16 protein-coding genes are annotated in these 13,972 nt (G+C 48.4%); 1 reads left to right on the top strand and 15 read right to left on the bottom strand.

From position 1 onward, the window contains the following. Positions 1 to 44: 44 nt before the first annotated feature. The 12 genes from pth to metG form a co-directional block, all read right to left on the bottom strand. The gene (gene pth, locus EXW93_RS00080; protein WP_023466549.1) at positions 45 to 602 is read right to left on the bottom strand and encodes an aminoacyl-tRNA hydrolase; all 558 of its coding nucleotides are present in this window, start codon (positions 600 to 602) and stop codon (positions 45 to 47) included. 88 nt (positions 603 to 690) lie between these two features. Next, entirely contained in the window at positions 691 to 1,647 is a 957-nt protein-coding gene (locus tag EXW93_RS00075) for a ribose-phosphate diphosphokinase (RefSeq protein ID WP_012368955.1), read from the bottom strand. 55 nt (positions 1,648 to 1,702) lie between these two features. Then, the gene (gene glmU, locus EXW93_RS00070; protein WP_023466548.1) at positions 1,703 to 3,052 is read right to left on the bottom strand and encodes a bifunctional UDP-N-acetylglucosamine diphosphorylase/glucosamine-1-phosphate N-acetyltransferase GlmU; all 1,350 of its coding nucleotides are present in this window, start codon (positions 3,050 to 3,052) and stop codon (positions 1,703 to 1,705) included. A gap of 168 nt (positions 3,053 to 3,220) precedes the next feature. Beyond that, positions 3,221 to 3,532: a septation regulator SpoVG gene (gene spoVG, locus EXW93_RS00065; protein ID WP_174315866.1), complete on the bottom strand. Its 312-nt coding sequence runs from the start codon at positions 3,530 to 3,532 to the stop codon at positions 3,221 to 3,223. 158 nt (positions 3,533 to 3,690) lie between these two features. Then, on the bottom strand, positions 3,691 to 4,530 hold the full coding sequence (gene purR, locus EXW93_RS00060) for a pur operon repressor (RefSeq protein ID WP_023466544.1): 840 nt from the start codon (positions 4,528 to 4,530) through the stop codon (positions 3,691 to 3,693). Positions 4,531 to 4,599: 69 nt separating this feature from the next. Then, positions 4,600 to 5,460 carry a 4-(cytidine 5'-diphospho)-2-C-methyl-D-erythritol kinase gene (gene ispE, locus EXW93_RS00055; RefSeq protein ID WP_023466542.1) on the bottom strand — a complete coding sequence of 287 codons (861 nt, stop codon included), beginning with the start codon at positions 5,458 to 5,460 and terminating at the stop codon, positions 4,600 to 4,602. Between the two features lie 95 nt (positions 5,461 to 5,555). Beyond that, a complete protein-coding gene (locus EXW93_RS00050) occupies positions 5,556 to 5,795 on the bottom strand; it encodes a Veg family protein (protein WP_012368950.1) in 240 nt (79 codons plus the stop codon). An 84-nt stretch (positions 5,796 to 5,879) separates the two neighbouring features. After that, complete coding sequence (gene rsmA, locus EXW93_RS00045) at positions 5,880 to 6,758, bottom strand: 16S rRNA (adenine(1518)-N(6)/adenine(1519)-N(6))-dimethyltransferase RsmA (RefSeq protein ID WP_023466540.1); 879 nt, start codon at positions 6,756 to 6,758, stop codon at positions 5,880 to 5,882. Continuing rightward, positions 6,755 to 7,312: a ribonuclease M5 gene (gene rnmV, locus EXW93_RS00040; protein WP_023466539.1), complete on the bottom strand. Its 558-nt coding sequence runs from the start codon at positions 7,310 to 7,312 to the stop codon at positions 6,755 to 6,757. Before rnmV ends, rsmA begins: the two co-directional genes overlap by 4 nt. Before the next feature lie 66 nt (positions 7,313 to 7,378). After that, positions 7,379 to 8,647, bottom strand: a complete 1,269-nt coding sequence (locus tag EXW93_RS16580; RefSeq protein WP_305798078.1) for a 3D domain-containing protein — start codon at positions 8,645 to 8,647, stop codon at positions 7,379 to 7,381. Next, positions 8,647 to 9,414 (bottom strand): TatD family hydrolase, encoded by a 768-nt coding sequence (locus EXW93_RS00030; RefSeq protein ID WP_023466535.1) that lies wholly within the window; start codon positions 9,412 to 9,414, stop codon positions 8,647 to 8,649. The genes EXW93_RS16580 and EXW93_RS00030 overlap by 1 nt, the downstream gene beginning before the upstream one ends. Before the next feature lie 59 nt (positions 9,415 to 9,473). Continuing rightward, positions 9,474 to 11,453, bottom strand: coding sequence for a methionine--tRNA ligase (metG, locus tag EXW93_RS00025; protein ID WP_256429264.1), 1,980 nt, complete (start codon positions 11,451 to 11,453; stop codon positions 9,474 to 9,476). Between the two features lie 324 nt (positions 11,454 to 11,777). Here metG and EXW93_RS00020 point away from each other — a divergent pair, with 324 nt between their 5' ends. Further along, positions 11,778 to 12,074, top strand: a complete 297-nt coding sequence (locus EXW93_RS00020) for a transition state genes transcriptional regulator AbrB (RefSeq protein WP_023466531.1) — start codon at positions 11,778 to 11,780, stop codon at positions 12,072 to 12,074. A gap of 35 nt (positions 12,075 to 12,109) precedes the next feature. On the opposite strand, the gene rsmI is transcribed toward EXW93_RS00020, so the two are convergent. Genes rsmI through EXW93_RS00005 form a run of 3 tightly spaced genes read right to left on the bottom strand, consistent with a single transcriptional unit; the run spans position 12,110 to position 13,948 of the window. Then, positions 12,110 to 12,967, bottom strand: coding sequence for a 16S rRNA (cytidine(1402)-2'-O)-methyltransferase (rsmI, locus tag EXW93_RS00015; RefSeq protein ID WP_055966569.1), 858 nt, complete (start codon positions 12,965 to 12,967; stop codon positions 12,110 to 12,112). Continuing rightward, positions 12,964 to 13,218: a GIY-YIG nuclease family protein gene (locus EXW93_RS00010; protein WP_023466528.1), complete on the bottom strand. Its 255-nt coding sequence runs from the start codon at positions 13,216 to 13,218 to the stop codon at positions 12,964 to 12,966. The genes rsmI and EXW93_RS00010 overlap by 4 nt, the downstream gene beginning before the upstream one ends. Continuing rightward, entirely contained in the window at positions 13,211 to 13,948 is a 738-nt protein-coding gene (locus EXW93_RS00005) for a tRNA1(Val) (adenine(37)-N6)-methyltransferase (protein ID WP_023466526.1), read from the bottom strand. Before EXW93_RS00005 ends, EXW93_RS00010 begins: the two co-directional genes overlap by 8 nt. Between the last annotated feature and the right edge of the window lie 24 nt (positions 13,949 to 13,972).

The raw sequence follows: 13,972 nt of genomic DNA, 5'->3' as shown, positions 1-13,972 counted from the left end.
AAAACACGACAGCAAAAACGCTTTGGAACCCCAAAGCGTTGCGTTCAGTTATACCGATTCATCAAAGCGAGAAACGGTGTGTCTATGAAGTCTGTCGCTACATCGACAGACGCATTGAGTACGTGTTGCAAACTTCCTTGTTCTGCCTTCGAAAAATTCATTAACACCCAGTCAATGACTTGGATGGGTGCCGGTGGTCGACCGACGCCGAGCTTAAGACGCTTGATCTCCTGCGTACCGAGGTGCTGGATCAACGACTTGACGCCGTTATGACCGCCTGCACTGCCTTTTGAACGCAACCGTAGTTTCTCAAGCGGCAAGTCCAGATCGTCATAGATGACGAGCACATCTTCGACCGCAATTTTATAGAAATCAAGTAACGGTCGCACCGCTTCACCTGATAAGTTCATATACGTCAATGGCTTGACGAGCACGACACGTTCTCCGTTTATCATTCCCGTTCCGAAGAGGGCTTTAAACTTCGATTCTGAAAGCTTGATCCCGTGCTTCTCCGCTAAGGCATCAATCGCAAGAAAACCGATGTTGTGGCGCGTATTCGCATACTTCGCTCCAGGATTCCCTAATCCGACGATACATTTCATATCGATTCCTCATTTCTATTTAAAAAAGTAAACGAACAAGGGTCCGATTTCAATAAACCGGACCACGTCGTTCGTATGCATCAAGCAATCAGCTGAAGAGCGGGCTGATTGATTTCTGTTCGTGTACACGGATGATTGCTTCTGCAAGCAAGCGTGCTACAGAGATTTGTTTGATTTTGCTTGCACATTCGCGTTGTGTCAAGTCGATCGTGTTCAAGACGACGAGTTCTTCGATCGCTGAGTTCTCGATCCGTTCCATTGCTGGACCCGAAAGAACAGGGTGTGTACAACATGCATAGACTTGTTTCGCTCCGTTTTCGATCAAAGCGTTCGCTGCAAGTGTGATCGTACCCGCTGTATCGATGATGTCATCGATGATGATAGCAATCTTGCCATCGACTTGACCGACGATGTTCATGACTTCTGCGACGTTCGGTTTCGGACGGCGTTTGTCGATGATCGCGATCGGTGCTTTTAATTGTTCTGCTAATTTACGTGCCCGTGTGACACCGCCATGGTCTGGAGAAACGATGACGAGTTCGTTTGGATCGATGTTCTTTTTCTCGAAGTATGAAGCGAGAAGCGGTACACCCATCAATTGATCTACTGGAATATCGAAGAACCCTTGGATTTGTGCTGCATGGAGATCCATCGTCACGACGCGTGTCGCCCCTGCTACTTCAAGCAAGTTCGCAACGAGTTTCGCCGTGATTGGTTCACGTGAACGTGCTTTGCGGTCTTGACGCGCATAACCGTAATACGGAATGACGACGTTGATTGTCCGTGCAGACGCCCGTTTCAGTGCATCGATCATGATGAGAAGTTCCATCAGGTTTTCGTTGACTGGTTGGCTTGTCGATTGAATGATGTAAATATCATCCCCTCGGACACTTTCTTCGATGTTCATCGAAATTTCGCCATCACTGAAGTGTTTGACTGAACTTTCGCTGACCGGGATTCCGATGACTTTAGCGATTTCCTCTGCCAGTGGTTTGTTCGAGTTGAGTGCGAAAATACGAATTTCATGTTCTAAGACAGTAGACATGTGTAGGTGGCCTCCATTTGTTTGGGTTTAGACGAGTAGAGCGACAAGTAATGAATTAACGATAATCGGGTTTCGTCGTTTGACGTTCCCGTGCGATCGCGAGACCGTTTTCCGGCACATCATCCGTGACGGTTGATCCGGCAGCAACAAGGGCGTTCTTTCCGACCGTGACCGGTGCGATCAAGTTGACGTTACAGCCGATGAAGGCATCGTCCTCAATGATCGTTTGGAATTTATTTTTTCCATCGTAGTTGACCGTGATCGATCCACAACCGAGATTGACGTTCTCTCCGATCGTCGCATCTCCGACATAGCTCAGGTGGGCTGATTTGCTACCTTCACCGAATGTTGATTTCTTGATCTCAACGAAGTTTCCGACGCGTGTGTTCGCCCCGAGAACTGCTTGTTGACGTAAATGCGCGAATGGACCGACTTGCGCTGCTGGACCAATTTTGCTGTCCGTGACGACGGATTGACGAACAATGGCACCATCTGCCACTTCACTGTTACGGATATCCGAGTTCGGACCAATCGTACATTCTGAACCAATGACCGTCTGACCGAGTAATTGCGTTCCCGGATAAAGAACAGTATCTGAACCAATCGTGACATCCGGTCCGATATACGTCGAAGACGGATCAACGAACGTGACACCTTGACGCATCCAGTACTCGTTCGTCCGCTTGCGCATCGATGTTTCCGCTTGCGCAAGTGCGACGCGATCGTTGACACCAATTGTCTCTTCGAACGTAGGTGCCGCATACGCTGCGATTGTTTCGCCTGCTGCCTTTGCAATCTCAATCACGTCTGGTAAGTAATACTCACCTTGCGCGTTATCGTTCTTGACCTGCTTCAGCGTCGCGAACAACATCTCATTATCAAAGACATACGTACCAGTATTGATTTCACGAATCGCGAGTTCTTCTGCATTCGCATCCTTATGCTCGACGATTTTCGAGACGTTTCCGTCTTCACCGCGTACGATTCGTCCGTAACCAGTCGGATCGTCAGCGAGTGCCGTCAAGACAGTCACTTTTGCGTTCGTCTCCGTATGATGTTGTAACAATGAAGCTAATGTCTCGCTCGTCAAGAGCGGTGTATCGCCGCAGACGACGAGTGTCGCTCCCTGTTCGTTCCCAAGTACGGGTTCTGCCATTTGAACAGCATGTCCTGTGCCAAGCTGCTCACTTTGAAGTGCGTATTCCACCGATGTGCCAAGCACTTCTTTGACGGATTCCGCACCGTGACCGACGATGACGACCTGTCGCTTGACGCCGAGCGTCGCTAATTGATCGACGACGTGCTGTACCATAGGTTTCCCAGCGACTGGGTGAAGTACTTTGTAAAGCTTCGATTTCATCCGAGTTCCTTTACCCGCTGCTAGAATTACCGCGAAATGATTCATCCTTGTCGCTCCTCCACGTAAATTAGTGTTGATTTCGTTCTGAAATAGTACACTCGTTCCAACTATAACGAAAACGGCACCGTTATTCAATGATGGGACGAAGCGGAATCGAGGAAAAAACGAGAAAAAAGACAGCTTTTCCCAAGAAGAGAAAAGCTGTCTTTTTCCTTATACTTGATCTGTCGTTTGAACAGAAGCGACTTCGTAACTGATGCCTTCTTCTTGTTCCTCACGTGCCGCATAAGCTTCGAGTACTGAATCTTCGACCTTTTTTCGCATTAATGCATTGATTGGATGAGCGACATCCCGGAAGATACCTTCTTGCGTTCGTTTGCTTGGCATGGCGACGAAGAGACCACTATTCCCTTCGATGACACGCAAATCATGTACCACGAATTCGTGGTCGAGCGTAATAGAGGCAAGTGCTTTCATTCGACCCTCTGCCACGACGCGACGAATTTTAACGTCCGTAACGTTCATTTTGTCCGCACCCCTTTAACCGTTGTCACAACTCTTCGTTGTCTACTTCTACTTACGGCTTAAAACAAATAAAGGTTTAGTCTTTCCCAATCTTTTTACGCATAATTTCCAAAAGTTTGATAATTACAGTATAGTTACAATCCATGCGGCTGTCAATTTCAGGTAGTCTCGGCTTCCGAGAAATAGTGATCGACGTTTCCACGCTTGACTTGGATTTGACCGAGATCGACGTCGACGTCCGCTAATTTCATTAAGCTGACGTATTCGTTGACCATCTTCTTCTCAGCACCCTCTGCCTCGATCAAGACCCCAACACCTGCAACCTTTGCTTCGAACTCGCTCAAGAGACTCATCATTCCACGAATCGTTCCGCCAGCTTTCATGAAGTCATCGATCAATAAGACGTTCGCTCCACGCGGCAAGCTCCGACGCGCAAGTGCCATCGTCCGGATCGCTTTTGAAGACCCTGAGACATAGTTGATGCTGACCGTAGATCCTTCCGTGACACGACTATCTGAACGCACGATGACGAACGGCACACCCAGTTGCTCAGCGACCGCATAAGCAAGCGGAATCCCTTTCGTCGCGATCGTCATGACGACATCAACTTTCTTTTGGCTAAAGACAGATGCAAACACTTGCCCCATTTGTTTGACCATCTTCGGATCCCCGAGTAAGTCCGTCAAATAGAGATATCCCCCCGGTAACAGTCGATCTGGACGTGCGACACGTTCACATAGATCATCGATGAACGGTAACGCCTTCTTACTGCTCCACGTCGGGATGAACATGACGCCACCCGCAGCACCTGGTACCGTGACGAGACGACCCGTTCCCTCATGTTCTAACATCTCGCTGACGATATCTAAATCTTCACTGATCGACGATTTCGCCGATTTGTAGCGTTCTGCAAAAATCGTCAATGAGACGAGATGATGGGGATGGTCAAGCAAGTACCGCGTCATGTCGACCAATCGACCACTTCTCCGAATTTTCATTTGTTTTGTTCCACCTCTCCGTAATTCCGAATATTCAATAGTGAATATATCATTTTCATACGGATATTATCAATGGTTTTCGCCTAAAAGACGAACGACGTAGACTTCGTTACAAAAGCCACGTAATCCATTATAGAGACGTTGTGCCCGATTCTCGTGTTCCGTCAACGCAAAGACTGTCGGACCACTTCCACTCATCAAGACGCCTTCTGCGCCACAACTCGCCATGAATTCCTTGATCTGCTCGACTTCCGGGTGCATCGGCAACGTGACCGATTCGAGAACGTTCCCGAGTGACTGGCAAATGCCTTGGAAATCTTGCGCCTTCACCGCATCGATCATCGCTTCGACGTTCGGACGTTTTGCCGTGTTCAAGTCGAGGGCACCATAGACGTCAGCCGTCGAGACACCAATCGTCGGTTTGGCAAGAACGACCCAGCATGGTGGTGGTGAGACAAGTTTTTCTAGCTTCTCTCCGCGACCTGTTGCAATCGCTGTTCCACCCATGACACAAAACGGAACATCAGATCCAACCGCTGCGCCAACTTCCGCCAACTCTTCAAGCGTCAAGCCGAGTTGCCATAACTCATTCAAACCGCGTAACGTCGCTGCCGCGTCACTGGAACCACCAGCAAGTCCCGCTGCGACCGGGATGTGTTTCTCTAAAAAGATTTCGACCCCCGTCTTGACATCGTATTTTTCTTTTAAGATCGCTGCTGCTTTATACGCAAGATTACGTTCGTCGTTTGGAACGTAAGCATGCTGGGCATTCATGCGAATTTCTCCTGACGGCAGCTCCGTCAATTCTAGACGGTCTGCCAAATCGACTGTCGTCATCACCATATGTACATCGTGATAGCCGTCCGGGCGCTTTGCCGTCGCATCCAGGACTAGGTTGATCTTGGCCGGAGCCTTTACAATAATCGTCATCGTGCCGTTCCTCCTCTAGTTCGTTTCCTGTAGGAATTGTATCAACCTTTCCACAAAAAAAGAAGCGAACATTTTGTCCGCTTCGGAAGGTAAGTTTACGAATTCGCAAATTCGATTTGTACGGAGTCTGTTAGCACGTCGGCGTAGCTATAAGAAACTCGCTCGACATTGTGGCGCTCTGCGTCTAGCTTGACTACAAACACCGAAGGATACGTCTCAACGAGCGTTCCGATTCGGGTTACGACCTTTTTACGACCGCCGCTTGCTTTTAGCGTCAGTCTTTCACCAACATGTGTTTCGAAAACATGTCTGATTTCGTTCAACGTCTTTGGCATACGCTTCACCTCACTAATATTTATTATAGCATATTAAATAAATATTAGAAAGGGGAAATATTATATCTGTTCTAATCGTATCCGTCAACGTTTTTTAATTGGCAAAAGTGCATCCGCTAACTGTGCGAATTCCTGCAGGCTGAGCGTTTCTCCGCGACGACGTGGTTCGATTCCAGCTTCTAACAATGCCGCTTCGACCGCCGCCTTTTCTGTCTTCCCAAAGTGTGTCGTCAAGTTGTTCAGAATCGTTTTCCGACGTTGTGCAAAACTTGCTCGGACGATTTCGAAGAATAATGCCTCATCCTGTGTCTGTACCGCCGGCTCTTTTCGAATGTTCAAACGGATGACTGCTGAATCGACATTTGGTGCCGGAATGAAGACTTGTTTTGGAACCGTGAAGCAGACTTCAGCTTCCGCATAATACTGAATCGCGATCGATAGAGAACCGTATGCTTTCGTGCCCGGTTTTGCACCGATTCGTTCAGCGACTTCCTTTTGAATCATCATGACGAGCGTCCGAAACGGTGCTTTCGCTTCGAGAATCCGCATGATGATCGGTGTCGTGACGTAATACGGGAGGTTCGCGACGACGGCAATGTCAGTGATGCCTTCTTGCGTGAACTCTTCTGCGACGATCGTCGAAAGATCAAGTTCAAGAGCATCGCCGTGAATGACCTTCGTATGAGGATACGGTGAAAGTGTATCGTCAAGAATCGGTAGCAACCGCTGATCGATTTCAAGAGCGACGACTTTTTTCGCCTGTTTCGCCGATTGTTCCGTCAATGAGCCGATTCCTGGTCCGATCTCGAGTACTCCGCTCTCAGGCGTTAATCCAGCTGCCCCGACGATGTTTCCTAATACGTTTAAATCGATTAAAAAGTTTTGTCCTAACGATTTTTTAAACGAAAAGCCATGTTTCGCTAAAATTTCTTTCGTCCGATGCAATGTAGCAATGTCTTTCAAACTTCTTCCTCCTCTAATTGTTTCAATGCCGCTTCCCATTCCGCCCGCGTGATTCGGATCGATGCGACGCGTTTGACGAGTTGTTTTGCATTCGGTTCACCAATCGCAAGAATCTGACCGAGACGACGACGGCGGATCGAGGCTGCTGGTCCACCAATCAAATCAGCTGCCAGAATCATCTCACGTGTCACTTCAGCAACCGGTGCTTCTTCCGTCTCATAGACAGCAGCGAGCGCTTCTTCGATTGCGGCAGGTGAGGCATGCTCCACACCGATTTTGCCTCGCTTGTCTTTTGCTTGAGCACGCGGAAGATAAGCATGTTTACAGCCTGGTACGCGTTCATTGATTCGAGCACGGATACGATCTCCTGGAAAATCAGGATCCGTGAAAATGATGACACCGCGCCGTTCCAGCGCCTTCTCGATGCGTTGCATCGTTTGTTCGTTGACGGCTGAGCCGTTCGTTTCAATTGTATCGACATCAAAGACTTCTTGTAATCGTGTCGTATCATCCCGTCCTTCGACGACGATGACTTCTTTTAAGCGTTTCCGCATGATCTCTCCACCTTCTTCAAACACTCTCGTAATTGTACCTGTTTCCACGAAAAAAACAAGGAAGCGTCACGTGTCCGCTTCCGTTGCACTAGGAATGACCCAGACTTGCAGTTGTTTTCGACCGAACGTCTTCGCTTTTTGTTCTCCGTCGACCAAGACATCAATCTTATTGCCTTTGATGGCGCCACCGGTATCGAGGGCGATCGCAAGTCCCACTCCTTCGACGTAGACCTTCGTACCAAGCGGAATGACCTTCGGATCAACCGCGATAATCGGCATCCCTTGATAGGTGATCGTATCCGTCACGTCATACCCGGTCGCGGTCAAGGCACGACCGTTATACAAACGACTGCCGTTTGAAGCTGGATCGTTCGTATACGCCGTCGCTTCGACCATCAAGCTCTTCGCACTTGCAAAATCAAGATCCGTATCGGCCTTCGGTGTTTCAGCTAACGGATTCGTCGCCTGTTCTTCGTTGAAGACAGGCGCTTCGACGGGTGTCTCGACCGGTTTGGTTCCGACTTTGACAACTTGTTTGACGGGTGTCTGCGTCACTTGATCACCAATCAGTTTTTTCTCTTTGCTCAAACCGTTAGCAAGCGTCAATTGATACTTTTTCGTTCGGACACCAGGACGACCAGATGCCGTCACGAGTTGTTCGCCTTCCGGTAAAGTTGGGTCCTCGACTTCTTCGATCTCAAACGGAACGAGCTGTTCCTGCGTCAACGTTGCACGACGTGTCGTGTTGACCGTAATCAACGTCCCTTCCGTCACGCGGGTGTCGGGATCTGGAGCGACCCGATCTTCTTTTTGCAAGCGAATCCCTTCTCGCGCTAACAATTCCCGGACCGACGTCTCATATGTGTAGAGTTGTCGGGCTTTTCCACCGACGACAAGATCAACAGGAAAAGCTTCTCGGTATCGCACCGTCATGCCACTCTTCAGAACAGCGTCAGAGGACGGATAGATATCATCCGTCTCCGCTTTCTTGATACCACGTTCTGCCAGCAAATCCTTCACTTGGCGCGCCTGCGTCCGAACACGACGGGATTCACCATAGCCCATGATCAGTGTGATCTCTTTCGCACGCTGAATGACGATCAACCGTTTTTCTGGTAAATCAGCACTGAGCGCTGGTTCGATGATGTCATTCGTTCGCGTCGTGATGCCTGCTTCTTTAAGTACGCCATAAACGGAATCGGCTGTCGTTTCAATTTGCTGCTCTTGTCCATCAATCAAGACGGTCACGATTTGTGGATGATCCATCATTCCATAGATGAGTGCAGCAACAAGTAAGAGGCTGAATCCAATCGTAGTAAACGTCAACGAACGCATCATGGCAAGCGGAAGACCCGTTTGGCATTTTCGGTCGTTGCTGCTTCCACGTCGGCATACATCATGCCACGGAGCTGCGCAATCTCTTCAGCGACGAACCGGACGTAAGCGGGTTCGTTGCGTTTCCCGCGGTGTGGCGTCGGTGTCAGATACGGACAATCCGTCTCGACGAGTAGACGATCGAGCGGGACTTCCTGCGCAACACGCTTCGGCATCTTCGCATTCTTGAACGTGACGGGACCTCCGAGTGAAATATAGAAGTTCATCGCCAGGCAGCGTGGTAATAATTCAGCACTCATGCTGTAGCTATGCAGAATTCCACCGACTTCTTTCGCATCTTCTTCTTCAAGAATCCGTAATGTATCTTCTGTCGCTTCCCGGTTATGGATGACGATCGGCTTCTTTTTCTGCTTCGCAAGCCGGATTTGTTTACGAAAAGCTTCCTGCTGCACATCTTTCGGTGACGTATCCCAGTGATAGTCGAGCCCAATTTCTCCAAGCGCAACGACTTTTTCGTGATCCATCAACCGTTCGACCTTTTGGTACGCTTCCTCATCAAAATCAATCGAGTCGACGGGATGCCACCCGATTACCGCATAAAGATCATCGTACGCTTCGACGAGTTCCATCGCACGATCAATCGTCTTATGATCAAATCCGACGACGATCATCGGTGAGACACCGTTCGCGCGTGCCCGCTCAATCGTCTCGTGGACGTCGTCCGCGAATTGGTCTGCATTTAAGTGAGTGTGTGTATCGATTAACATAGCTGTTCGACTCCTTCTTTAAAAAAATGCCTGTGACATGGAGTCCACAGGCATCGGTTTTATTTTACGCTTGCGCCGTTCGCCATCGTTGACGGAACCGTCGCCAGTTCAAGTTTTCCTGCTTTTTCAGCAGCAAGGACCATTCCTTGTGAGAGTTCGCCACGTAACGTGACCGGTTTTAAGTTCGCCACGACGATGACTTTTCGTCCGACTAAATCTTCCGGCTCATACCACTGAGCGATACCAGAGACGATTTGGCGTGTTTCTTTGCCCATATCGACTTGTAACTTCAATAGTTTTTTCGCCTTTTTGATCTTTTCAGCCGTCACGACTTCACCGACACGGAGTTCGATTTGGTCAAAGACATCGATTGTCGTTTCTGGACGAATATCTTCGTCTTCTTCTTCAACTTCCTCTTCCTCAACACGTGCTGCAGAAGCTTGGCGCATCATGTCGACGATTGCTTCGACTTCTTCTTTGACGTCGAGACGTGGGAAGATCGGTGTCGCTGTACCGACTTTCGTTCCTGGTGTGATATCTGCGAATTTCTCGAGCGCTGCCCAGTCCATCGCTTGTCCAGAGAGACCCAGTTGCGCGAAGATCTCTTTTGGTGAACGCGTCATGAACGGTTGCAACATGATCGCCACATGACGCAAGACGCCAACGAGATGCACCATGACAGAACCGAGTTCCGCCGTTTTGGATTCGTCTTTTGCAAGCACCCACGGTTGTGTCTCATCGATGTATTTATTGGCACGGCTGATCAATTGCCAAATGTTCGACAGTACGACAGAGAATTCCATGTGTTCCATCGATGCTTCGACTTTCGTGACCGTTTCTTTTGCAAGATCCGACAGTGTCGCATCAAACGGTGTCACGTTACCTGTATAGGCTGGGATCTCACCATCAAAGTATTTCGTGACCATCGCGATCGTCCGGTTGAGTAAGTTCCCGAGATCGTTCGCCAAATCATAGTTCATCCGCTCAACGAATGCTTCAGGTGTGAACATACCGTCCGAACCGAATGGCACTTCCCGTAAGAGGTAGTAACGAAGGGCGTCGAGACCGTAGCGATCCGTCAACGGAATCGGATCGACGACGTTTCCTTTTGATTTCGACATTTTTCCGTCTTTCATCAACAACCAACCATGTGCGAAGACTTTCTTCGGTAATGGGAGGTCAAGCGCCATCAAGAGTGCCGGCCAAATGATCGTGTGGAAACGAACGATTTCTTTTCCGACGAGATGGACATCTGCTGGCCAGTACTTATCGAAGTTACCGTGATCGTCCGTACCATAACCAAGTGACGAGATGTAGTTCGTCAACGCATCGATCCAGACGTAGACGACGTGTTTTGGATTCGACGGGACTTGTACACCCCAGTTGAATGTCGTCCGTGAGACCGCTAAGTCTTGAAGACCTGGTTTAATGAAGTTATTGATCATTTCGTGTTTACGTGATTCTGGCAAGATGAATGACGGATTCGCTTCAAAGTACTCAAGCAGACGGTCCGCGTACTTACTGATCCGGAAGAAGTAACATTCTTCGCGAACGAGTTCGACCGGGTGTCCACTGTCAGGGCTCTTCCCGTCGACGAGTTGTGATTCCGTATAGTACGTCTCATCCGGAATCGAATACCAACCTTCGTATTCACCTAAATAGATATCGCCTGATTCAAGAAGTGTCTCGAACACTTTTTCGACGACTTTCTTGTGACGTGGTTCTGTCGTCCGGATATAATCATCGTACGAGATGTCGAGACGATCCCATAAGACTTTAATCTGTTCGACGACACCGTCGACGAATGCCTGTTCCGAAATCCCTGCTTCTGCTGCTTTTTCCTGGATCTTTTGACCGTGCTCATCGCTACCTGTCAAATACCGGACGTCGAATCCTTGAAGTCGTTTGTATCGTGCCATCGCATCTCCAGCCACCGTCGTGTACGCGTGACCGATATGTAGTTTTGCACTTGGATAATAAATCGGGGTCGTGATATAAAATGTCTTTGCCATGTTATTCCTCCGTTCTCTGATTTCCATCTTCATTATAGGCTATTATACGCTGTTACGGGACTGATGTCGAAACTCACTTTTTGTCGAATCAAAACATTTTTTGACATCAGACATCAAATTACAAAAAAACACACTCTATAGTTTCATTTCCTTTAAAAAGGGAAAATGTATTAATAAATCGTTTCAAATATGGTGTTTTTGAGAAATAAATGACATTTTGATTTCAAGCTATTCAGATTGGTTGACTACTTTTGGAAAGTCTAGTATTCTACATTCTATAGAAACGATGTCGAATTTTGACGATTTTTCAAAAGAAAAAGAGATCCATGACATCAAAGGAGGAACAACAAAATGAAATCAACAGGTATTGTACGTAAGGTAGACGAGCTCGGTCGTGTCGTAATTCCAATCGAATTACGCCGTACACTTCAAATTGCAGAAAAGGATGCCCTCGAGATCTATGTCGACAACGAACAGATCATCCTTAAAAAATATAAACCAAACATGACTTGCCAAGTAACAGGAGAAGTATCAGAAGATAACTTCAAATTGGCTGATGGTAAATTGATTCTTTCACCAGATGGCGCACAACGCGTTCTCGTTGAATTAAAAGATTTCCTCGATCGTCATTACGCAAGCAACGAATAAACAAAAAAGGAAGCTCCTGACGGGGCTTCCTTTTTTTAATCTGCTTCGTGAAACGCAAGGTATAGTTCCTGACGATCCAGTCCCCGTTCCTTGGCGACACGCTTCAACGCCGCGTTCGGCTTTTCGCCTTCTTCGATATACCGACGGATTTGCTCGAGTGGATCACTGTCTTGAATGACCGCATCAGGTCGTTCTTCATTTGACCCTTCGACAAGAACGACGAACTCACCTCGAACGTCTTCTGCTGCCCAAGCACGTAATTCACTCACGCTTCCCCGAATGTACTCCTCGTACCGTTTCGTTAATTCCCGGGCTAACGTCACCTGGCGATCACCAAGTACTTCCTCGATCCCTTGCAACATCTCTTTCAAACGATGTGGTGCTTCATAAAAGACGAGCGTTCCGGTTTCGTATTTCAATTGCTCCAACGCTTCGCGACGTTCTTTTTTCTTCCGTGGCAAAAAGCCGTAATATAAAAAGCGTTCCGTCGATAATCCGGACGCGACAAGAGCGGTCAACGCAGCGTTCGCACCCGGAAGAACGATGACAGGGATGTCTGCTGCAATCGCTTGGCGGATCAAGTCGCTTCCCGGGTCCGAGATGCCAGGCATACCGGCGTCGGAGACGAGGGCAATTTGTTTTCCTGCCTCTAAATCAGCGAGGAGTCGTTCGCCGCTTGTTTGTTTATTGTGTTCATGGTAACTGACAAGCTTCGACTCAATCGAAAAGTGTCGAAACAGTTTCATCGTCTGCCGCGTATCTTCTGCTGCGACGATATCGGATTCCTGTAAAATCCGTACGGCCCGATACGTCATGTCTTCTAAATTGCCGATTGGTGTCGGGACGATATAGAGACCGGCTCCTTGCTGTTGATAGCTACTCGTCGCTTTCATGAGGTTCCTCCTTGAATCAACCGTTCTTTTTGTGAACGGGTTAATTGTTTAATCGCATATTCCCGCTTCATTGCCTCTGACTTCGTCGCAAAAACTTCCTGATGAACGAGAACGACCGGTAGACGGGCACGTGTATACTTCGCACCCTTACCTGCGTTATGTGTCGCGATGCGTTGCGTGACGTCTACCGCGTAACCCGTATAATACGTATCATCTTGGCAACGAACGATATAGACTGCATGCTCAGACATCGAACAGTTCTTTCATCTGAGCCGCATACGAGTTGTCCGCTTCATAGACGATGAATGGGGGAAGCACCTTCAGTCCAGGTTTTGCATCCTTGATCCCCTCGATCAAGAGCATGTTTGCTTCCTTCCCTGCTTTCGGATAAATCAGCTGCATCCGTTTCGGTTCCAAGCGATACGTCCGCATCAAGGTGACGATATCGAGCAGTCGTTCCGGTCGATGAACGAACGCTGCTTTTCCGCCTTGTTTCAACAAATCAGATGCACCTCGAATACAGTCTTCAAGGGTACAGAGGACTTCGTGCCTTGCAATCGTATAATGTTCACTTTGGTTTTGGTTCGATGTCTCATTTGCTAAAAAATATGGCGGATTGCAGGTGACAGCATCATAGATGCCGTATCCAAGACGCGCTCCCGCCTCTTTGACGTCCCCTTCAATCATCTCAATCCGGTCGTTCAGTTCATTCAAGGTGACGCTCCGTCGTGCCATCTCCGCTAGTCGTGGCTGGATTTCAAGACCCGTGATCTGCCCTTTCGTCCGGTAGGATAAAAAGAGTGGAATTGCACCGTTTCCTGAACAGAGATCGGCAATCCGTCCCTGTTGAATCGGGACCCACGCAAATCGTGCGAGCAGTGCCGCGTCAAGTGAATACGAGAAGACGGATGGACTTTGAATGATTTTCCCTTCCTGTCCTAAGAGATAATCAAGTCGTTCGTCTGGTAATAGTTCAAACATGTCGTGCCTTCCTTTCCGAAAAAA

This window comes from Exiguobacterium sp. JMULE1 (genome assembly GCF_013337175.1).
GTDB classification, from domain to species: Bacteria; Bacillota; Bacilli; order Exiguobacteriales; family Exiguobacteriaceae; genus Exiguobacterium_A; species Exiguobacterium_A indicum.
The sequence above is the reverse complement of the archived record's forward strand: the minus strand, read 5'-3'. Positions and strand labels throughout refer to the sequence as shown.